15 protein-coding genes and 1 pseudogene are annotated in these 22,260 nt (G+C 63.5%); 15 read left to right on the plus strand and 1 reads right to left on the minus strand.

All coding sequences use genetic code 11. The annotated features are described in order from the left end of the window. The 9 genes and pseudogenes from AAAZ40_RS01280 (at position 1) to AAAZ40_RS01320 (ending at position 11,446) form a co-directional block, all read left to right on the plus strand. Positions 1 to 1,368, plus strand: coding sequence for a glutamine synthetase family protein (locus AAAZ40_RS01280; protein WP_476660803.1), 1,368 nt, complete (start codon positions 1 to 3; stop codon positions 1,366 to 1,368). 27 nt (positions 1,369 to 1,395) lie between these two features. Next, a complete protein-coding gene (locus AAAZ40_RS01285) occupies positions 1,396 to 2,790 on the plus strand; it encodes an aspartate aminotransferase family protein (protein ID WP_476660804.1) in 1,395 nt (464 codons plus the stop codon). Positions 2,791 to 2,911: 121 nt separating this feature from the next. Then, complete coding sequence (locus tag AAAZ40_RS01290; protein WP_476660805.1) at positions 2,912 to 4,042, plus strand: extracellular solute-binding protein; 1,131 nt, start codon at positions 2,912 to 2,914, stop codon at positions 4,040 to 4,042. Positions 4,043 to 4,178: 136 nt separating this feature from the next. Further along, complete coding sequence (locus tag AAAZ40_RS01295) at positions 4,179 to 5,282, plus strand: ABC transporter ATP-binding protein (RefSeq protein WP_476660806.1); 1,104 nt, start codon at positions 4,179 to 4,181, stop codon at positions 5,280 to 5,282. Then, positions 5,243 to 6,238, plus strand: a complete 996-nt coding sequence (locus tag AAAZ40_RS01300) for an ABC transporter permease (protein WP_476661655.1) — start codon at positions 5,243 to 5,245, stop codon at positions 6,236 to 6,238. Before AAAZ40_RS01295 ends, AAAZ40_RS01300 begins: the two co-directional genes overlap by 40 nt. Positions 6,239 to 6,257: 19 nt before the next feature. Beyond that, the gene (locus AAAZ40_RS01305) at positions 6,258 to 7,100 is read left to right on the plus strand and encodes an ABC transporter permease (protein WP_476660807.1); all 843 of its coding nucleotides are present in this window, start codon (positions 6,258 to 6,260) and stop codon (positions 7,098 to 7,100) included. Between the two features lie 16 nt (positions 7,101 to 7,116). Continuing rightward, positions 7,117 to 8,601: an aldehyde dehydrogenase gene (locus AAAZ40_RS01310; protein WP_476660808.1), complete on the plus strand. Its 1,485-nt coding sequence runs from the start codon at positions 7,117 to 7,119 to the stop codon at positions 8,599 to 8,601. 224 nt (positions 8,602 to 8,825) lie between these two features. Next, positions 8,826 to 9,539, plus strand: a pseudogene (locus AAAZ40_RS01315) (lysophospholipid acyltransferase family protein); the annotation flags it as partial. Between the two features lie 287 nt (positions 9,540 to 9,826). Next, positions 9,827 to 11,446 (plus strand): DNA cytosine methyltransferase, encoded by a 1,620-nt coding sequence (locus AAAZ40_RS01320; RefSeq protein WP_476660809.1) that lies wholly within the window; start codon positions 9,827 to 9,829, stop codon positions 11,444 to 11,446. Here AAAZ40_RS01320 and AAAZ40_RS01325 read toward each other — a convergent pair. Next, positions 11,443 to 11,901: a very short patch repair endonuclease gene (locus tag AAAZ40_RS01325; protein WP_476660810.1), complete on the minus strand. Its 459-nt coding sequence runs from the start codon at positions 11,899 to 11,901 to the stop codon at positions 11,443 to 11,445. The genes AAAZ40_RS01320 and AAAZ40_RS01325 overlap by 4 nt on opposite strands. Before the next feature lie 135 nt (positions 11,902 to 12,036). Between AAAZ40_RS01325 and AAAZ40_RS01330 the strand changes: the two genes are divergently transcribed. The 6 genes from AAAZ40_RS01330 (at position 12,037) to rsmG (ending at position 22,196) form a co-directional block, all read left to right on the plus strand. Then, entirely contained in the window at positions 12,037 to 13,515 is a 1,479-nt protein-coding gene (locus AAAZ40_RS01330) for an ATP-binding protein (protein ID WP_476660811.1), read from the plus strand. Continuing rightward, a complete protein-coding gene (locus AAAZ40_RS01335; RefSeq protein ID WP_476660812.1) occupies positions 13,512 to 16,172 on the plus strand; it encodes a Z1 domain-containing protein in 2,661 nt (886 codons plus the stop codon). The genes AAAZ40_RS01330 and AAAZ40_RS01335 overlap by 4 nt, the downstream gene beginning before the upstream one ends. Further along, the gene (locus tag AAAZ40_RS01340; protein ID WP_476660813.1) at positions 16,162 to 17,130 is read left to right on the plus strand and encodes a PD-(D/E)XK motif protein; all 969 of its coding nucleotides are present in this window, start codon (positions 16,162 to 16,164) and stop codon (positions 17,128 to 17,130) included. Before AAAZ40_RS01335 ends, AAAZ40_RS01340 begins: the two co-directional genes overlap by 11 nt. After that, complete coding sequence (locus AAAZ40_RS01345; protein ID WP_476660814.1) at positions 17,130 to 19,205, plus strand: AIPR family protein; 2,076 nt, start codon at positions 17,130 to 17,132, stop codon at positions 19,203 to 19,205. Before AAAZ40_RS01340 ends, AAAZ40_RS01345 begins: the two co-directional genes overlap by 1 nt. A 340-nt stretch (positions 19,206 to 19,545) precedes the next feature. Next, positions 19,546 to 21,537 (plus strand): tRNA uridine-5-carboxymethylaminomethyl(34) synthesis enzyme MnmG, encoded by a 1,992-nt coding sequence (gene mnmG, locus AAAZ40_RS01350; protein ID WP_476660815.1) that lies wholly within the window; start codon positions 19,546 to 19,548, stop codon positions 21,535 to 21,537. Beyond that, positions 21,534 to 22,196 (plus strand): 16S rRNA (guanine(527)-N(7))-methyltransferase RsmG, encoded by a 663-nt coding sequence (rsmG, locus tag AAAZ40_RS01355; RefSeq protein ID WP_476660816.1) that lies wholly within the window; start codon positions 21,534 to 21,536, stop codon positions 22,194 to 22,196. Before mnmG ends, rsmG begins: the two co-directional genes overlap by 4 nt. The last annotated feature ends 64 nt before the right edge of the window (positions 22,197 to 22,260 follow it).

Consider the following 22,260-nt stretch of genomic DNA (forward strand, 5'->3'; position numbering starts at 1 on the left):
ATGAAAAGCACCCCACCGCAGAGCTTCAACGAACTCGAACAGTGGCTCAACCAGCGCCGCGTGACCGAAATCGAGTGTCTGGTGCCCGACCTCACCGGCGTGGCGCGGGGCAAGATCTTGCCCCGCGGCAAATTCACCGAAGACCGTGGCATGCGCCTGCCCCAGGCGGTGGTGGCCATGGGGGTGACCGGCGTGTTCCCCGACAGCGGGCCCTACTATGATGTGATCGACCCCACCGACCGCGACATGCAGTTGCGCCCCGATCCGTCCACGGTGCGCATCGTCCCCTGGGCCACCGACCCCACGGCGCAAGTCATCCACGATTGCTTCGATCACACCGGCAAGCGCGTGCCCTTTGCCCCGCGCAGCGTGCTGCGCCACGTCTGCACCCTGTACGAGGAGATGGGCCTGTCGCCGGTGGTGGCGCCCGAGCTCGAGTTTTATCTCACGGCGCGCAACACCGACCCCAACACCCTGCTCAAGCCGCCCATCGGCCGCAGCGGCCGCGCCGAAACCTCGCGCCAGGCCTACAGCATCGACGCCGTGAACGAGTTCGACCCCTTGTTCGAGGAAATCTACGACTACTGCGACCAGATGGAGCTCAACGTCGATACCCTGATCCACGAAGTCGGGGCCGGCCAGATGGAGATCAACTTCTTCCACGGCGACCCACTGGCGCTGGCCGACGAGGTGTTCTTCTTCAAGCGCACGGTGCGCGAGGCGGCGCTGCGCCACGACATGTACGCCACCTTCATGGCCAAACCCATTGCCGGCGAGCCCGGCAGCGCCATGCACGTGCACCAGAGCATCGTCGAGCAGGAAAGCGGGCGCAACCTGTTCAGCCAGCTCGACGGCACGCCCAGCGAGGCCTTCTACCACTACATCGGCGGCTTGCAGCGCTACATCCCGGCGGCGATGGCGCTGGTGGCCCCCTATGTGAACAGCTACCGGCGCCTGAGCCGCCACACCGCCGCCCCGATCAACATCGAGTGGGGGCACGACAACCGCACCGTCGGCATCCGCTCGCCGATTGCGGTGCCGCAGTCGCGGCGGCTGGAAAACCGCGTCATCGGCGCCGACGCCAACCCCTACGTGGCGCTGGCCATGACGCTGGCCTGTGGCTACCTGGGGCTGAAAAACAAGATCGCGCCCAAGCCCGAGATGAAGTCCGACGCCTACCTGTCGGCCTACGCGCTGCCGCGCACGCTGGGTGAGGCGCTGGACTGGCTGCGCCGCGAGAGCGATCTGCACGAGGTGCTGGGGCGCGAGTTCATCACCATCTACACCGAAATCAAAGAGCTCGAGTTCGAGGAATTCATGAAAGTCATTTCGCCCTGGGAGCGCGAACACCTGTTGCTGCACGTCTGATTTGCCGTGCCACACCCCGGAACCACCATGCCCCCCACCCACCACACCGCCGAGCTGCAGGCGCTCGATGCCGCGCACTACCTGCACCCCTTCACCGACCACCGGGCGCTGGCGGCCAAGGGCGCGCGCGTCATCACCCGTGGCGAGGGCATCTACGTCTGGGACAGCGAGGGCCAGCGGCTGCTCGACGCCATGAGCGGGCTGTGGTGCGTCAACGCCGGCTATGGGCGGCGCGAGCTGGCCGACGCCGCGCACGCGCAGATGCTCAAGCTGCCCTACTACAACAGCTTTTTCCAGACCACGCACGAGCCGGCGGTGCGGCTGGCGGCGCGCCTGGCCGAGCTGGCGCCGCCGGTGGCCGGGCGGCGCTTCGAGCACGTGTTCTATTCCAGTTCCGGCTCCGAGGCCAACGACACCAACCTGCGGCTGGTGCGCCGCTACTGGGATTTGCTCGAGCAACCGCAGCGCAAAACCGTGATCAGCCGCCGCAACGCCTACCACGGCTCGACGGTGGCGGCGGCCTCGCTCAGCGGCATGGGCGCCATGCACGCCCAGGGCGATCTGCCCATCCCCGGCATCGTGCACATCGAGCAGCCGCATTTCTTGCAGCATGGCCTGGCGGGCGAGAGCGAGCACGATTTTGGCCTGCGCGCAGCGCGCTGGCTGGAAGCCAAAATCCTCGAGCTCGGACCCGAGCGCGTGGCGGCCTTCATCGGTGAGCCGGTGCAGGGCGCGGGCGGCGTCATCATCCCGCCAGACAGCTACTGGCCCGAGGTGCAGCGCATCGTCGATCGGTACGGCATCCTGCTCATTTCCGACGAAGTGATCTGCGCCTTTGGCCGCCTCGGGCACTGGTTTGCCTACGAAAAATTCGGCCTGCGCCCCGATCTGGTGACCTTTGCCAAGGGCATCACCAGCGGCTACGTGCCCTTGGGCGGCACCTTGGTGGGGCCGCGCGTGGCCCAGGTGCTGATCGAGCGCGGCGGCGAGTTCAACCACGGTTACACCTACAGCGGGCACCCGGTGGCGTGCGCGGTGGCGCTGGCCAACCTCGATCTGCTCGAGCGCGAAGACCTGCCGGGCCGGGTGCGGCGCGACACCGGCCCCTACCTGGCGCAGCGCCTGGCCGAGCTGGAGGCGCACCCGCTGGTGGGCCGCGCCCAGAGCTGCGGCTTCGTCGCCGCCCTCACTCTGGTGCGCGACAAGGCGCGCGGCCTGCCCTTCCCCGAGGAGCAGGCGGTGGGCATGCTGTGCCGCGCGCACTGTTTTGGGGGCGGACTGGTCATGCGGGCGGTGGGTGAGCGCATGATCATCGCCCCGCCCTTGATCACCACGCGGGCGCAGATCGACGAAATGATGGGCCTGATCGAGCGCGCGCTCGACGCCACGCTGGCGGAACTTCGGGCCAAAGCTTGGTTCTGAAACCCTGGCCTTGTGGCTAAAATAGCGTTTGGCACGCGGTTTGCATAGGCAGTGCAGGCCGTGGCCCGTGTGTGCGGCTGTCCCCATCCCTTTTTTGCTCTTTACTTGCTGGAGTGAAACCATGTTGAAGACCTTGCTGGCGGCCGCACTGGCGGCCTCTTTTCTGGTGGCTTGCGGACCGCGTGAGCAGCCCGCCGCAGTGGCCCCGGCCGCCCCGCCGGCCGAGCCCAAGGTGCTCAACATCTACAACTGGCCCGACTACGTGCCGACCGGCCTGATCGAAGCCTTCGAGCAGGAAACCGGCATCGACGTCACCTACGACACCTTTGCCTCCAACGAGGTCTTGCACGCGCGCCTGGTGGCGGGCAACACCGGCTACGACATCGTGGTGCCGGGCAGCGTGTTTGCGGCGCAGCAGATCGCGGCCGGCCTGTTCCAGCCGCTGGACAAGAGCAAGATCCCGAATCTGGCCAACATGGACCCGGCGCTGATGGCCACCCTGACCAAGGCCGACCCCGAAAACCGCCACTTGGTGCCGTGGGCCTGGGGCTTTACCACCGTGGGCATCAACCGCACCCGGCTCGAGCGCGCGCTGGGCAACACGCCCATGCCCGAAAACGCCTGGGAGCTGGTGTTCAACCCCAAATACACCGCGCTGGCGCAGCGCTGCGGCATCGCCTTCCTCGACGCGCCGTCCGAGATCATCCCGCCGGCGCTGCACTTCATCGGCCGCGACGCCTACTCCAACAACCCGGCCGACTACCAGGCCGCGCTCGAGATGCTGCTCAAGGTGCGTCCGCACATCCGCATCTTCACCTCGACCATGATCGACACCTTTGCCGGCGGTCAGGCGTGCGTGGTGCTGGGCTGGTCGGGCGACATCAACATCGCCGCCAACCGGGCGCGCGAAATGGGCAACACCGACGTGCTCGAAGCCCTGCTGCCCAGCACCGGCGGCCTGATCTTCGTCGATACCATGGCCATCACCCGCGACGCGCGCCACCCCAACAACGCGCACACCTTCATCAACTTCTTCCTGCGCCCGGAAAACGCCGCGCGCATGGCCAACGAGATGAACTTCCCCACCGGCAACCTGGCCGCCATGCCGCAGATTCGGCCCGAGATCGCCGGCAACAAGACCATCATGGTGCCGGCCGACTACATGCCGCGCATGATCCAGCCCGGCAGCCTCTCCAACGAGGCGCGCGAAGCCATGGCGACGGCCTACAATAGCTTCAAGCAAGGCCGTTGAGTGGGGGGGCTCGAGCGCCCCAAGCCAGCCGGGCGCGCAGCGCCGCTGCACCGCTCGCACCTTTCACAGGCCGCTGCCACCCCGATCGGGGGTGCGGCGGCCTTCCATCTTGCACAGGGCAGACCAAGGCGCGCACATGCTCCAAGACGTAGGCAAAGAAGGTTTTCTGGTGACCGAAAAGGTGGTCAAGCGCTTTGACGAGGCGCTGGCCGTCGATGAAGTCTCGCTGTCGATCGCCCAGGGCGAGATCTTTGCCCTGCTGGGCAGTTCCGGCTGCGGCAAATCGACCCTGCTGCGCATGCTGGCCGGGTTCGAGAAACCCACTTCGGGCCGCATCCTGCTCGGCGGCCAGAACGTGGCCCTGATGCCGCCCTACGAGCGCCCGATCAACATGATGTTCCAGAGCTACGCGCTGTTCCCGCACCTGGACATCTGGGAGAACGTGGCTTTTGGCCTCAAGCGCGAGGGCTGCCCCAAGGACGAGCTCAAGCGCCGGGTGGGCGAGATGCTGGACCTGGTGCAACTGAGCGACTACGCCCGGCGCAAGCCGCACCAGCTCTCGGGCGGGCAGCAGCAGCGCGTGGCGCTGGCGCGCAGCCTGGCCAAGCGGCCCAAGCTGCTGCTGCTCGACGAACCGCTGGGGGCGCTGGACAAAAAACTGCGCGAGCAGACCCAGTTCGAACTCGTCAACATCATCGAAAAGGTGGGCGTGACCTGCGTCATGGTCACCCACGATCAGGAAGAGGCCATGATCATGGCCCAGCGCATCGCCGTCATGAGCAAGGGCCGGGTGCTGCAGGTCGGGGCGCCGCAAGACATCTACGAATTTCCCGTGAACCGCTTCGTCGCCGACTTCATCGGCAGCGTCAACCTGTTCGACGGCCGTCTGAGCGTCGATGAGATCGACCACTGCGCGGTGCAGACCGAGATCGGCGAGATCCAGATCGGGCACGGCGTCAGTGGCTCGCTGAACATGCCGGTGGCGGTGGCGGTGCGTCCCGAGAAGATCGAAATCGCCAAAACCCGCCCCGCCGGGGTGAGCTGCAACCTGTACAGCGGCCGGGTCAAGGAAATCGCCTATTTCGGCTCGTACAACACCTTTCTGGTGCAGGCCAGCAACGGCCAGAAGGTCAAGATCACCGAGCCCAACACGGCGCGCCACGACCTGTCCGACATCACCTGGGAAGACGAGGTCTTTTTCTGGTGGAGCAACCGCGCCGGCGTGGTGCTGCGCGACTGATCGCCCCTGGCAACGCAAATCCTGCGCGCAACACCGTGGCCAAACCCTTTCAACTGTCCGTGCCAGGCCGGCGCTTCGTCATCGGCGTGCCCCTGGTCTGGCTGCTGATTTTCTTCTTCTTGCCTTTTCTGATATTGCTGTACATCAGCTTTGTCGATATGGGCAACGAGATTCACCCTTTCCAGCCGCTCTGGGACCCGCAGCAGGGCGTGCTGCTGCTCAAGTTCGAGAACTACTGGAGCATATTCCGCACCGGCCCCGACGGCGCCCTGTTCCAGACCCTGTACGTCGAATCGTATCTGCGCTCGATCGCCTACGCCTTCATCACGGCGCTGCTGTGCCTGATCATCGGCTACCCCTTCGCCTACTTCATCGCCCGCAGCGCACCCGAGACGCGCCTGATCCTGCTGATGCTGCTGATGCTGCCGTTCTGGACCTCGTTCATGCTGCGCGTCTTTGCCTGGAAGGGCATTCTGAGCGATTTTGGCGTGGTCAACCAGTTTCTGATCTACATCGGCTTCACCGACGAGCCGCTGCGCCTGCTCTACACCGATTTTTCCATGCTCATCGGCATGGTCTATGTCTATCTGCCCTTCATGGTGCTGCCGCTCTATGCCAACCTGGTGAAGATGGATTTCCGGCTGCTCGAGGCCGCCTACGACCTCGGGGCGTCGCCGTTCAAGGCCTTCTGGCTGATCACGGTGCCGCTGTCCAAGCCCGGCATCATCGCCGGCATGATGCTGGTGTTCATCCCCTCGATGGGCGAATTCGTGGTGCCTTCGCTGCTCGGTGGGGCCGACAACATCATGATCGGGCGCGTGGTCTGGGATGAGATGTTCATCGCCAACAACTGGCCGCGCGCGGCGGCGCTGGCCGTGATCATGCTGGTGCTGATCCTCGTGCCCATGATGCTCTACTTCCGCTACGGCGTGCGCGAAAGCGCCGACGGGCGCTGACACCGACGGAGCCTGATCCATGAAGTCGAATTGGCTCAACAAGCACCTGGGCAAAGTCTGGCTGGCGCTGGTGTTCCTGTTCCTGTACGCCCCGCTGGCGTTCATGATTCTGTTCTCGTTCAACAGCACGCGCCAGCACGCGGCGTTCACCGGGTTTTCGCTGCGCTGGTACGAGGCGCTGCTGGCCGATACACGCATCATCGAGGGTTTCATCGTCTCGTTGCAGGTGGCCTTCGTCACCGGGCTGCTGGCGGCGGTGCTGGGCACCTTTTGTGCCTTCGTGCTGGTGCGCTACCAGCGCTTCTGGGGCCGCACCGTGTTCTCGGGCATGGCCACGGCGCCCATGGTGATGCCGGAGGTGATCATCGGCCTGTCGCTGCTGCTGCTGATGGTGGGGGCGCAAAACGTGTTCGGTGGCCCCGAGCGCGGCCTGATCACGATCATCATCGGCCACACCCTGTTCGGCATGGCCTTTGCCATGGTGGTGGTGCAGTCGCGCCTGCAAGAAGTGGACCGCAGCATCGAGGAAGCCGCGATGGACCTGGGCGCGCGCCCGCACCAGGTGTTTTTCCTGGTCACGCTGCCCAACATCGCGCCCGCCATACTGGCGGCCTTTCTGCTCGCCTTCACGCTCTCGTTCGACGACGTGGTGATCACCCTGTTCCTGTCTGGCCCTGGGGTGAGCACGCTGCCGCAAGTGATCTTCAACTACGCCGTGCGCGGCATCAACCCGACCATCTACGCCGCTGCCACGCTGCTCATCCTCACGGTGACGCTGTTCGTGGTCAGCTACGCGCTGTGGGTGGCGCGCTCGACGCGCAAGCGCCAGCGCGAGATGGCGCAGGCCCTGCGCGGCGCCTGATTCAAGGAGACCCGCCATGACCGCGATCGACGAATCCACCCTGCGCCTCGATGGCCGCGCCTTCATCGACGGCCAGCGCGTGGGCGCACAGGACGGGGCCACGTACACCAAGGCCTCCCCGATCGACGGCCGCGCCCTGCCCGAGGTGGCGCGATGCGCCAGCGCCGACATCGACCTGGCCGTGGCGGCGGCGCGCCGCGCCTTCAACGACCGGCGCTGGGCCAGCCAGGCTCCGGCCAAGCGCAAGCGGGTGCTGCTGCGCTGGGCCGAGCTGCTGCTGCAACACGCCGACGAGCTGGCCCTGACCGAAGCGCTCGACATGGGCAAGCCGCTGCAATACGCCAAAAGCGTGGACGTGGCCGGGGCCGCCAACTGCCTGCGCTGGTTCGGCGAGGCCACCGACAAGGTCTATGACCAGATCGCGCCCACGGCAGACCAGGCGCTGGCGCTGATCCAGCGCGAGCCGGTGGGCGTGGTGGGCGTGATCGTGCCCTGGAACTACCCGCTGCTGATGGCCGTCTGGAAGATCGCGCCGGCGCTGGCGGCGGGCAACGCGGTGGTGCTCAAACCCAGCGAAAAATCGCCCTTCAGCGCCCTGCGCCTGGCCGATCTGGGGCTGCAAGCCGGCCTGCCGCCGGGGGTGCTCAATGTGCTGCCAGGCTTTGGCCCCGAAGCCGGCAGCCCGCTGGCGCTGCACCCCGATGTGGACTGCATCGCCTTCACCGGCAGCACCCGAGTCGGCAAGCAGATCCACGTCATGGCCGGGCAGAGCAACCTCAAGCGCGCCTGGACCGAGCTCGGCGGCAAGTCGCCGTTCATCGTCTTTGACGACTGCCCCGACCTCGAGCGCGCGGTGCAGGCGGCCTTGGGCAGCGTGTTCTTCAACTGCGGTCAGAGCTGCAACGCGCCCACGCGGCTGCTGCTGCACCACGCCATCCACGCGCCCTTCATGGCGCGCGCGCTCGAGCTGCTGCCGCAGTTTCAGCCGGCGCACCCGCTGCTGCCGCAAACGGTGCAGGGGGCGCTGGTCGATGAGGCCCAAACCGCCACCGTGCTGCGCTACATCGAGGCCGGCCAGCGCGAGGGCGCGCAGCTGCTCGCCGGTGGCCAGCGCGTGCACCCGGTGGCGGGCGGCTGCTACCTGCAGCCCACCATCTTCGACGGCGTGCACAACCAGATGCAGATCGCGCGCGAGGAAATCTTTGGCCCGGTGCTGGCGGTGCTGCGCTTTGGCGACGCCGCCGAAGCGGTGCAGATGGCCAACGACAGCATCTACGGTCTGCAAGCCTCGGTCTGGAGCCGCGACCTCAACCGCGCCCACGGCGTGGCCCGGGCCCTGCGCGCCGGCACCATCCACGTCAACCAGTACGACGAAGACGACATCACCGTGCCCTTTGGCGGCTACCGGCAAAGCGGCGTCGGGCGCGACAAATCGCTGCACGCCTTCGACAAATACACCGAACTCAAAACCACCTGGCTGCGCATCGACAGCCCGGTCTGAACGGCTGCGCTGCGCCTTTTGGGTGCAGGCCTTGGCACCCCGAGCACCCCATCGCATGAACCCTGACCGCGCATCCGACCCACCGGGGCCGCTGTGGCTGCGCCTGCTGGCGCGCCTGCCGCTGCCGCTTTGGCGGCTGCTAGGGGCGCTGCTGGGGGCGCTGCTGTGCCTGTTGGCCCGGCGCCGGCGCCACATCGCCCAGCGCAACCTCGAGCCTCTGCTTTCCCGAGGCCACGCCGGCGCAGCGGCGGCGCTGGTTGTGGCAGACCTTCAGGCACTTTGGCCAATCGGCGCTGGACCGGGTCTGGCTCTGGCACGCCGACCCAGCGTGCATCCGCCAGCGGGTGCAGCTCGTCGATCCGGCGCAGGCGCTGCACCTGAGCGGCCCGGTGGTGTTTTTTGCCCCGCACCTGAGCGGCCTCGACGCCTGCTGGACGCGCATCACGCTCGAAGTCGAGCGGCCCTGGATCACCGTCTATTCGCCGCAAAAGCGCCCTTGGCTTGAGCGCTGGGTGAATCAGGGCCGGGCGCGCTTTGGGGCGCCGCTGCTGCACTCGCGCCGCGAAAATATCCGACCGGTGTTGCGCGGCCTGCACCATGGCGCGGCCCTGATGCTGCTGCCCGACATGGACCTGGGGCCGCAAAACGCCGTGTTCGTGCCCTTCTTTGGCGTCCCAGCGGCCACCGTGACCGCCCTGTCGCGCTACGCCAGCGCCGCGCAGGCGCCGGTGGTCAATCTGTTTTGCCGCCTGACGGCGAGCGGCTACCGCCTCGAGGTCTCGCCACCGTGGCCCGACTTCCCCAGCGGCGACGAGCGCGCCGACGCCCAGCGCATGAACGCCGCGCTCGAGCAGGCGGTGCGCCCAAACCCGGGCCAGTACCACTGGCTGCACCGGCGCTTCAAGAGCCGGCCTGAGGGTGAGCCGGGGTTGTACTGAACCGAGCCTGTCCATCAGGCATCTCCTGTGCCTGCACTTTGCCATGGTGCACGCGATGACACATTCAGGGCGGGTGTGGGGGTTCAACGGTCTGCTGGTGCAATGCATCAGAGGTGTGGTAACCTCATCCAATGGTTTTTTAGACTGTACTTTGGCGGCTTCTCTGCTCGGAGCTGGATCGGTGTATTGCCGCAAGCGTCGGCAAGCAGAAGCCGGAGGCCGAGTGAGCGTGCACCCAATCAGCTACCGAATCACATTCGGGAACATACAAGGGGAGGTTTGCTGGCGTGCCAGTTCCCATCATTGATCTCTTTGCTGGCCCGGGTGGGCTCGGGGAAGGGTTTGCCTCCCTGCAGGGCCACAAGCGACAGCCATTCTTCGAGATCGCTCTTTCCATCGAGAAGGATGCTGTAGCCCATCGGACGCTGACACTCAGAGCGGTGTTCAGGCGTTTGCGTGGCACCAGGGACGTCAAGCACTACTACAGCTACATAAGGGGCGAGATCGATGAGGTCGCTTTCCGCAGGATCCCTGCCGTGGCCAGCGCCTTCGAGCATGCTGCCACCGAAGCGAGGTGTCTGGAACTTGGCAAGTCCGACGAAGCCAGTATCGACAGAGAAATTCGTTCTGCCCTGAAGGGCCAGGAAACCTGGGTACTGATCGGCGGTCCGCCCTGCCAGGCGTATTCGCTGGCGGGGCGCTCCAGACGTGTCAACGACAAGGACTTTCACAAGGACGAAAGGCACCTCCTCTACAGGGAGTATCTGAGAATCATCCAGGTGCACAGGCCCACCATTTTCGTGATGGAGAATGTCAAGGGTCTGCTTTCCTCGAAGCACTCCGGCGGCCCGGTGTTCGAGAAGATCATTGCGGATCTTTCGATGCCGACCGAGGGGCTCGAATATGAGATCCGATCCTTCACCCAGAAGGGGGACGAGAGATCACTGCAACCAAGTGACTACCTTGTCCATTCGGAGCGCCATGGGATCCCGCAAAGCAGGCATCGCGTGATTCTGCTCGGAGTGAGAAAGGGGCTGGGCATGCCCCAACACCAGCTGCTGGCAACAGCAGCAAGGCCTGTCACGGTCGAGCAGGCCATTGACGATCTTCCCCGAATCCGCAGCAAGCTGTCGCGTGGCGATTCAGTGGAGGCGTGGCGCAAGGCTGTTCAGGCCGCGCCATCTTGTGTCAAGGGATGGAGGGCAGAAAACGAGTCCGTCATGATCGGGGCAATGCATGCCTTTGCCGCTGAGGCAACCAGCACCTCGACTGGTGGTGCCTTCATTTCACGAGACTATAGAAGACCGAAGAAGCCGACCGAGCTTCAGCAATGGCTTCACGACCGAACCCTGGGTGGTGTCTGTCAGCATGAAGCGCGTGCACACATGGCATCTGATCTTGCACGCTATCTTTTTTCGGCCAGCTTCGCTCATTTATGGAAATATTGCCCACGGCTGGATGTTTTCCCTCCCAAGCTGCTTCCCGAGCATATCAATGTGCAAGTCGATCGGAAATCCGAAGCGATCCCTTTCAAGGATCGGTTCCGCGTGCAGTGCAGGAACGAGCCGTCCACCACGGTGGTGGCTCATATTGCCAAGGATGGGCACTACTACATCCACTACGACCCCTCACAATGCAGAAGTCTCACGGTCAGGGAAGCCGCGCGGCTCCAGACGTTCCCCGACAATTATTTCTTCGCGGGCAATCGCACGGAGCAGTACACCCAGATCGGCAATGCGGTGCCGCCGTTGCTTGCCCACAAGCTGGCCAAGATCGTTCGTAGCCTTCTGAACGAGACGAGCAGGTACAGGAGGAGGCAAGCAGGTGATGCCGCACAGGAGAGACCGGTGGGAACCGTGCGGCGAAACCTGCCGGAACAGATTCCGGTGCTTGCCGAAGCGGACTAGTCAATGATCTGACCAATCACAAGGACATCCGCATCGCCATGCAGCCACTCCTCAACCGCTTGCGCAGTCTCCGCGACCGAGTGCTTCAAGGCGCACTCCCAGACGACCGCCACACGCCAGCCGAGAGCATGGAGCATCTCCGCATGGCGCCTGTCGCGAGCGACATTTTCCTGGAATTTTTGCCGCCAGAAATCTGCATTGGTCCTGGGAGTGGTTGTGTAGCGGCAGCCTTCATGTCGGTGCCAGAAGCAGCCGTGGACGAACACCACCGCTCTGTGCTTCGGGAACACAAGGTCGGGGGAGCCGGGCAGCCTCCGCACATGAAGTCGATATCGAAAACCCCTGGCGAAAAGAAGGGAGCGAAGCATCCGTTCCGGACGGGTGTTCTTTCCGCGGATGCTCGACATCATGCGGCTGCGCTGCGGAGTGGTAGGAACGGGCATGAAATAGAGCATTTTCCGCCTGAGTGTCTGCAGAAATGGCAGCTCCGCGCTTCCGCTTGGCAATGCGGACGGATGAAGACGACACCCGAAGCAGCAGCTCGGAGCTTACCATGCGCTTGACTCACGAGAAGACGCAAGAGGCAGCCGATGGCTCGTGATCGCAGTCATCCGCCGAGCGCGGCCTGTCTTTCCGAATCGATGCGGGACCTGGGGTACTCGCTCGAAACTGCGATTGCCGATCTGATCGACAACAGCATTTCCGCTGGCGCGGACACCATCGATATCATTTGCGATGTGTCCGGTGAGCATCCTGTGATGGTCATCCTCGACAACGGCAGGGGAATGACAGAAGACGAGCTGCTCGACGCGATGCGCCATGGGACCGGCAACCCCAGGCAGCATCGATCCCCGCGGGATCTTGGGCGCTTCGGCCTTGGCCTGAAGACCGCCTCGTTTTCCCAATGCCGCTCGCTGACCGTTGTGAGCACACGCGATGGAACTGTCTGCGGAGCCGAATGGAACCTGGATCGCATCGATGCCGCAGACGACTGGATCCTGAGCCTCCTTGATGCAGCCGATATCCATGCATTGCCCTACGTAGATCGCCTTGGCAAACAAGGGACAGCAGTCGTCTGGCGAGAGCTTGATCGCTTGCTGGAAGAGGAAGTTCGGGATCGTCGACAGGAGGTCGTGAACGAGAAGCTTGAAGCGGTGGGGCGGCATCTTTCCCTCGTCTTTCATCGCTTCCTTGCGGGTGAAGTCAAGGGGTATTCCAAAATTGCACTCACCATCAACGGTCGCCCCATTGCTGCATTCGACCCTTTCTGCAGAAAGAATCCAGCCACCCAGGTGCTTCCGGAGGAGATCGTCCGCATCGGCGAGGCCGAGGTGCGCCTGCAGCCTTACGTGCTTCCGCACCACAGTCGTCTGTCCGCGTCCGAGTACGACTACTACCAGGATCGCAGTGACTTCATCTCCAATCAGGGGGGCTACGTCTATCGAAACGGTCGCCTGATGGCCTGGGGCGACTGGTTCAGACTCGCACCGAAGGGCGAGGCCACCAAGTTGGCGCGGGTACAGATCGACTTTCCAAACAGTCTGGACCAAGCCTGGACCATCGACATCAAGAAATCACGCGCCCGTCCGCCGCATGGGGTACGGGAGCGCCTGCGTCAGATCATCAACAGGATCACTGCGCGCAGCGTGACGGTGCACAGGGGGCGCGGGCAGAAGCTCTTTCAGGAGAGCCAAGCCCCGTTCTGGGAGCGTTACGCCGATCACGGCGGCATCCGTTTCGCAATCAACGCGCAGCACCCGCTCATTGCATCTCTGGCCACAAGACTCTCGACCGAGGACGCGTACCTGATTCGTGTCCTGCTGGATTCGATTGCCGCATCCCTGCCGGTGGAGATGATCTATTCCGATTTCTCGACCCATCCGCGCGAGATCAACCAGAGGCCGGTGGATGAAAGCCAGACTCTCGAGCGCCTGAAGAGTCTCAGGAAGGTATTCTACGGCGACGGGCCGGGCGATCCGAATGCCTTTCTCCAGATCGTCCGCTCTACGCACCTTTTCGATGGCCAGATTGAACTGGCCGAAAAATTCATCAGCGAGACCTTCGCATGAGCCTCACAGTCATCACGGAAGAACGAAACATTGCCAATGCGCTCATCTCGGGTCTTGCCAACATGGCCGAGACGCCGACGCGCGAGCAGGTGGAGGAAAAGGCGAGACAGATCGCCGCGATCTTCGGCTATATGGGAGATCTCCGCAATATTGTCACCGAGGCGATGATCTCGGTCGACACGCGCATGGGGGCAGGTGTTTCGCTGGTGGATGTCACTGCGAAGCATGATGATCAGTGGGTCCACAGGCGTCAGGATGTCGCCTGGACTTATGCGCAATCCTATGGAAACTTTCTTCTCAAGGAAGGTTGGCCACCGCAGATGGTCCAGTCGCTGAGCGATGTGACGACCCGCATTCTCGGCCACCTGCAGGATCCGTTGAGCGAGGGTACAACCTGGAACCGTCGTGGCCTTGTCATCGGTCATGTGCAGTCGGGCAAGACGGCCAACTACACCGGCCTGATGGCACGTGCCGCCGACGCCGGCTACAAGTTCATCATTGTTGTCGCCGGCATTCACAACAATCTACGCAAGCAGACGCAGCAGCGCATTGATGAGGCCTTCATCGGCCGGTCCAGCGATCCCGAGGATCGTCGCAACATCGGTGTCGGCCTCGCGCCGGGCTATCCGCATCCGGCCACGCTCACCAACATCAACGAGGACTTCAACAAGAACACGGCAGCAAAGAGCGGGTGGAAGATCAACGACTTCAGCAAGCCGATCATTCTGGTCATCAAGAAGAACGTCAAGACGCTCACGGCTCTTCACAAGTGGCTGAAGGAGCTGAACGCCGAAGGTGATGGCCGGATTTCCGATGTGCCGATGCTGCTGATTGATGACGAGGCCGACAATGCGTCGATCAACACGAACAAGGCCGATCTGGATCCGACCCGAACGAATGCGATGATCCGGCGCATCCTCGGGCTGTTCGCGAAATCGTGCTATGTCGGCTACACGGCGACACCGTTCGCCAACATCTTCATCAACCCCGACGCCTATGGCGATGATGTGCGTGAGGAGCTGTTCCCGCGCGACTTCATCTATTGCCTGGACGCGCCAACGACGTACTTCGGTGCCGAGAAGGTGTTCCTCGACGAGGCGACCAGTCAATCGATCGTCAGGCCGATCGACGACTGCGAGGATCTCATCCCATACGCCCACAAGCGCGACGACCCTGTCCACGAGTTGCCCCCCAGCCTCTATCGCGCACTCGACGCATTCATCGTCGCCCGTGCCATCCGGAACCTGCGTGGGCAGACCGGCAAGCATTGCTCCATGATGGTCAATGTGTCGCGCTTCGTGCCCGTTCAGAAGGCCGTGCGTGACTTTCTGAGTCTCAGGGAGAAGAGGATCAGGGAAGCGGTTTTCGCCAACTACGCGATGCCGGAAGAGGTTTCCTCCAGAAACGCGTACATGCAGGGTTTGAAGCAGGCCTTCGATACCGAGTATGCCGACACCGGGTTTTCCTGGGGCGAGGTGAAGGCTGCCCTCAGCGGCGTCTTCGAGCACCTCCACCTCCATGTCATCAACAGCAAGAGTGACGAGGTGCTCGACTACGCCCGCTACGCGAAGGAAGGAGTCGGGTTGACTGCGGTCGCGGTCGGTGGTCTGAGCCTCTCCCGAGGCCTGACCATCGAGGGGTTGACCGTCAGCTACATGTACCGCAACACGAAGATGTATGACACCCTCATGCAGATGGGCCGCTGGTTCGGTTACCGGCCGGGCTTCGAGGACCTCTGCCGCGTCCATCTCTCGCGCGATTCGATCAACTGGTACTCCCACATCGCCGATGCCGCCGAAGAGCTTGTACAGCAGGTCAAGCGTATGCGGCGTGATCGCCTCAGCCCGAAGGATTTTGGCCTGTACGTCCGCTCGCATCCGGACAGCCTGCTGATCACGGCGGCGAACAAGATGCGATCGGGCCAAGAGGTCACGGTCGAGCAGAACTTCAGTGGGCGACTGCGGGAGAGCTACATTGTCTCCACCGACCCCGACGTGAATGCCAGAAACCTTGCGCTGATCGCCGATCACTGGCGGAATGGATTCGGCGGGCGACCGGAGGAGACAACCGAAAAGGGCGTCATCTTCAGGGATGTGCCCGTCGAGGTGATCGAAGACTTCCTCACACGGTTCGAATGCCATTCGACCTTTGCCGGACAGAAGTCGGACGTGGTCAGCTATCTAGAACGGATTGCGACGAAGCACCCGCTGGCCGATGTTCTGCTGATTTCCCCTGCGGGCGGTTCAGGCGGTGAACAGCCGTTCACCCTGCGGAATCAGGAGCGCGTCGTCGGCAAGGATCAGCCGAACGGCACCTCGTGGCGCCTGAACAAGGACAGGGTTGCATCTCGTGGCGACGAGAAGCTTGGGCTCAGCGACGCACAACGCAATGAGGCCAGGACCCTGGCTGGTGGCGAAGATGGCGCAGCAGCGGTATCCGACACACATTACCGAATGGTCCGAAACAAGCCGCTTCTCATGATTCACAGCCTCGAGCCCAAGGGCGAGGCTGTGACGGGGCCGATCGCCGCCTTCGGCATCAGCTTTCCCTGCGGGGACTATTCGACGACCATCAATGTCGTCGTGAACAAGGTCTGGCTCCAGCAGATGCAAGGTTACGTCGACGATCCAGACGAGGAGGATGACTATGATGCCTGAGTCCTCGCCGTGGGATGACATCGCCGTTCCGGGATCGGACTTCAATGTCCGCCAGGTTGCGGTGGGAACGGCCGTGCCCTGTTTCTGGGGGCGAGATGCCGTTGGTGCCTGCCTGTTCATCGTGGAGCTTCAGGGCGACCACGCAGCCCAGTACCGGAAGAACGCGGTCACGGTGAACGGCATCGATGTCGATCTCCGTGCCGGAGATCGGGGGCGGCAGCACTTGGTCCTCGCCCTTGAAAGGCAGGTCGACCGCGATCTCTTCGAAGGACTGTGCCGCACCCTCGCATCCTCGCTGGAACACGCCACCGACTCGGCGAGCTCTCTGGCGGTCTCTCTGGCACACATTCGCCGTTGGAAGACCTTCCTGTCAGGCCGGAGTCAGCATCTGTCCATCGAGGAAGTCCGCGGTCTCTTCGCCGAAATCGTCTTTCTGATGGAACTGATCGATGGCCCGATGTCGAGCAGTGACGCAATCGAGGCTTGGCTCGGTCCGGAACGATCACATCAGGATTTCATCTTTGGCAACACAGCCGTCGAGGTCAAATCGCTCTCGGGCGCAGAGCGGAGCAGCATCCGCATTTCGTCAGAAGACCAGCTCGAATCCCTGAACGATGCGCTGTTCCTGCGCGTGTACCGGCTGAGCAATCTGGCGGACGCGGCAGGAGCTCGATCACTCAACGAGATCGTGACTGCAGTCCAGGCACGGCTCGGCGAGGCGGACACCGTCGAGGCCTTTGACCGGAAACTGGTTGCGCACGGCTATGCGCCGCTCCCCGACTACGATGAGCCTCGCTTTGTCGTCAGCGACGTGCGCAGCTATCGTGTCGGTGACGGTTTTCCGCGTTTGATGCGGTCGCAACTGCCGCCAGGGATTGCCAACGTGGCCTACGACATCAGGCTGGAAACGATTGCTCCGTACGAGTGTGACGAAGCAGCCATCTTCAGGGGGGATTGATGGAACAGACGATTGAAGAATTTTTTCACGACTTCAGGCAGGAGCTGCTGGCGGGAGCTGAAGCCGATGGAAACTTTCAGCTTTCCGAATTCATGGAGACGGTCGCGAACGAGCTTGTCGAAACAGGCTTTACGGAAGGGTTTGAACTCTGTGACTATCGCCCGCCGCAAGGCGGAATGCGCGTTGATGGTTTCTGGTTCAACGACGATGGCGTTCTGGATCTGTTCATCGCTGATTTTGATTCTCGCGATGCATTGGCAAGCTTGAGCAGGACTGAAGTGGGAGCGGCATTCAAGCGCCTTATCAATTTTCTCGAGGCCAGCATCAACAAAGCATTGGCTGACAAGTTGGAAGTCACATCCCCGGGGTACGGTCTTGCCAGACAGATTTCCGATCGTAAGGATGCCATTCGGCAGGTCAACCTGATTCTTTTTTCCGAGCGCACGCTCAGCGAGAAGATCCAGGCCCTTCCCGACACGGAAGTGGCAGGTGTTCCGGTTGCTCACCACATCTGGGACATCTCACGACTTCATCGTCAGCGAAGCTCCCGAAGCCACAAGGAGCCACTCGACCTCGACTTCGAGCAGATGTTCGGCAAGGGCATCGCCTGCCTTCCCGCACACCTGGGGACCGATGCCTATCAATCCTATCTCATGGTCATGCCTGCCGAGGTGCTGGCGAGCCTGTACGAAAGATTCGGGGCGCGATTGCTTGAGCAGAATGTCCGTACGTTCCTGCAGGCGCGCGGCAGTGTGAATCAGGGAATAAGGGCGACCATCCTGAACGAACCAGGGATGTTCTTTGCCTACAACAACGGGATCACGGCCACTGCACAGAGTGTCGAGACCGCGACGACGGATTTCGGTCTGGCGATCACAAGGGTTGTCGATCTCCAGATCGTCAATGGGGGACAGACCACGGCATCGCTGTTCCACACACGGAAACGGGACAAGGCCGATCTTTCACAGATATTCGTCCAGTTGAAGCTGTCCGTCATCGACAGCCTGCAGAGCGAAACGGTTGTGCCAAGGATATCCGAGTATGCGAACACCCAGAATCGGGTGAATGCCGCCGACTTCTTCTCGAACCACCCGTTCCATGTTCGGATGGAAGGGTTTTCCCGGCGGATCTGGGCACCGGCGCAGAAGGGAGCCCCGCGCGAGACGCGCTGGTTCTATGAGCGCGCACGCGGCCAGTATGCCGATGCACAGTCAAAGCTCACACCCGCCGAACAGCGCCGCTTCAAGACTGAACATCCCAAGCCACAGATGTTCACGAAGACGGATCTTGCGAAGTTCGAGAATGTCTGGGATGACCACCCCAAGTGGGTGAATCTTGGCTCCCAGAAGAACTTTGCGCGCTACGCCACCCGAATCGGCAGCGAGTGGGAGAAATCATCCGACGCGTTCAATGAGTTCTATTTCAAGCGGGCTGTCGCACGTGGCCTGATCTTCCGCGCCACGGAGCGCATTGTTTCCGCACAGCCTTGGTACAACGGCGGATACCGCGCAAACATCGTGGCCTACACGCTGGCGCTACTCGGCGACATCACGAAGCGCAGGAAGGAGAGCATCGATTTTCTGGGTATCTGGAATACGCAGAAGGTCGATCCGGTGCTCGAAAGTGCCATCGCTGCCGTGTCGGGTGTCGTGAACGACGACATCACCAAGCCGCCGCAAGGCATTTCCAATATTTCCGAGTGGTGCAAGAAGGATGCGTGCTGGACGAGGATACAGGCTCGTAGTGAAGCGATCGCCAATCTCCTCTCGCCCCAGTTCTACGATCGACTTGTACCGCAGGGTGATCAGGCAGCGATCGTGAAGACTGCGAAGCAGACGCAGAGGATCGACAACGGCATCGAGGCGCAACGAAAAGTGCTGGCTGTTCCTGCTGGGCAATGGGCGCGCATCCATCAGTCGCTGCTTGAGAAGAATCTGCTCACGCCGATGGAAGACGGCGTGCTCAGGGTTGCCAGGCAGATTCCCTCCAAGCTCCCGACAGAAAAGCAGAGTGTGGTGTTGCTGGATATTCTTGACAAGGGCCGGCTTGCAGGCGTGGTTGTAAACCAATCCTGAGCTTCCAGGGCAACCCTGTAAAACCCAAGAGCAAGCACCGCCGGGGCCAGAGATCACAATGGCACTGCACCACCGTTTACCCACAATCGCCCCCGACTCGTACAATCGTCAGCCTGCAGCCTAGGCCCCGATGGGTGGCTGCGCATGTGCAACCCCAGGCCCTAGTGCAGTGTCTCGCAAATACCTCGACATGAAACCGCGTCTTCTTGCGCCATGCCGCGTTGCAAGCCCTTGCCATATGCACCATATGGCTGCGGGCTTGCGCCTTGCCTGGCGCAAGAATCCATCGGCTTCATCCTGTCAAGCCATTTGCGAGACACTGCACTAGACTGATAGCCCCATGTGGTACCCGGAAGAATTTGATGTGATCGTGGTCGGTGGCGGGCACGCCGGCACCGAGGCCGCGCTGGCGGCGGCTCGCATGGGTTGTGCCACCTTGCTGCTCACGCACAACATCGAGACCTTGGGCCAGATGAGCTGCAACCCCAGCATCGGCGGCATTGGCAAGGGGCATCTGGTGCGCGAAGTCGATGCGCTCGGTGGTGCCATGGCGCTGGCCACCGATTCCGCCGGGATCCAGTTTCGCATCCTCAATTCGAGCAAGGGGCCGGCGGTGCGCGCCACCCGCGCCCAGGCCGACCGGCTGCTGTACAAGGCGGCGATCCGCCAGCGGCTGGAAACCCAGCCCCATTTGCAGCTGTTTCAGCAAGCCGTGGACGATCTGCTGCTGGACGGCGACGGCAGCGGCGCGCGCGTGGCCGGCGTGGTGACGCAGACCGGCATCCGCTTTCGCGCCCGCGCCGTGGTGCTGACCGCGGGCACCTTTCTGGACGGCAAAATCCACATCGGCCTGGACCACCACCCCGGCGGCCGGGCGGGCGAGGCGCCGGCGCAGCGCCTGTCGGCGCGGCTCAAAGAGCTGCAACTGCCGCAAGGGCGACTCAAGACCGGCACGCCGCCGCGGCTCGATGGCCGCAGCATCGATTTTGCGCGCTGCGTCGAGCAGCCCGGCGACGGCATGCCGGGCTCCGACAGCGCCGGGCGGCCGCTGCCGGTGTTCAGCTTCATGGGCCGCCCCGAGATGCACCCGCGCCAGTTGCCGTGCTGGGTCACGCACACCAACGAGCGCACGCACGCCATCATCCGCTCCGGCTTTGACCGCAGCCCCATGTACAGCGGCCAGATCGAGGGCGTGGGGCCGCGCTACTGCCCGAGCGTCGAGGACAAGGTCAAGCGCTTTGCCGACAAGGGCAGTCACCAGATCTTCCTCGAGCCCGAGGGCCTGAACACGCACGAGTTCTACCCCAACGGCATCTCGACCAGCCTGCCCTTCGATATCCAGCTCGCGCTGGTGCGCAGCATCGAGGGGCTGGAGCGCGCACACATCCTGCGCCCCGGCTACGCCATCGAGTACGATTATTTTGACCCGCGCGCGTTGCGCAGCAGCTTCGAGACGCGCCAGATCGGTGGCCTGTTTTTTGCCGGGCAGATCAACGGCACCACCGGTTACGAGGAAGCGGCGGCGCAGGGCCTGTACGCTGGGCTCAACGCCGGTTTGCAGGTGCGCGCTCTGTCGCCGTGGCTGCCAGGGCGCGATCAGGCCTATCTGGGTGTGCTGGTCGATGACCTGGTCACCCAAGGCGTGAGCGAGCCCTACCGCATGTTCACCAGCCGCGCCGAATACCGGCTGCAACTGCGCGAAGACAACGCCGATCTGCGCCTGACAGCCATCGGGCGTAAACTGGGTTTGGTGGACGACGCGCGCTGGAGCGCCTTCAGCCGCAAGCGCGATGCGCTGGCGCGCGAGAGCGAGCGCCTGAAATCGACCTGGGTCAATCCGCGCACCCTGTCGGCGCCCGAGGCCGAGCGCGTGCTGGGCAAGGCGATCGAGCGTGAGTACCCCTTGTTCGAGCTGCTGCGCCGCCCCGGTGTGGGTTACGAGGCGCTGCTGAGTCTGGAAGGCGGGCGTTGGCGGGACACTGCAACCGATGACCCGCGCCCCTTGGTTTCACGTGAAACCTTGGGTGCCGACTACGAGGCCGTGGTCGAGCAGCTCGAAATCGCCGCCCAGTACGCCGGCTACATCGAGCGCCAGCGCGACGAGGTCGAGCGCAGCGCTGCGTACGAAAACCTGCGCCTGCCCGCCGATCTGGATTACCACCAGGTAACGGCCTTGAGCATCGAGGTGCGGCAAAAACTTTCGGCGCAGCGCCCCGAGACGCTGGGCCAGGCGGCACGCATTTCGGGCGTCACGCCGGCTGCGATTTCGCTGCTGCTGATCCACCTCAAGCGCAGCCGCAGCCGCGATTTTGCGGCGCACGGCGCCGCATGAGCCACCCGCTCGCCGCCGGCCTGCGCGACGGCTTGGACGCATTGCAGCTGAGCTTGAGCGCGGCGCAGCAGCAAACCCTGCTCGACTACGCCGACTGGCTGGCCAAGTGGAACCGGGTGTACAACCTGACGGCGCTGCGTCAGCCGCAACAGTTGCTCACCCACCACCTGCTCGACAGCCTGGCGGTCTGTGCGCCGGTGCAGCGCCAACTGAGGGCACTGGGTCTGGGGCACCCGCCGCAGCTGCTCGATGTGGGGTCGGGCGGTGGCCTGCCGGGCGCGGTGCTGGCCATCGCCTGCCCGGCGCTGGCGCTGCGCTGCGTCGATGCGGTGGCCAAAAAAGCGCTGTTCATCAGCCAGGTGGCGGCCGCGTTGCGCCTGCCCAATCTGCAGGGGCAGCACGCGCGCGTCGAGCACATCCAGCAACCGCATGATCTGGTGCTGTCGCGCGCCTTTGCCTCGCTGGCCGATTTCACCCGGCTGTCGCAGGGGGCGCTGACGCCCCAGGGGCTGTGGCTAGCGCTCAAGGGCAAGGTGCCGCACGATGAAATCGCGGCGCTGCCGCCTGAGGTCGAGGTGTTTCACGTGGAACCGGTGCGCGTGCCCGGCCTGGACGCCGAGCGCTGCCTGGTCTGGATGCGGCGGCGCGGCTGCACCTGAACCCTGGGCCGCCAGCCGCATGGTGCACAGCGCATCGATGGGCCTCGTACACCCGCTCAGCCAT

The organism is Serpentinimonas sp. SMBJO2, assembly GCF_056341105.1.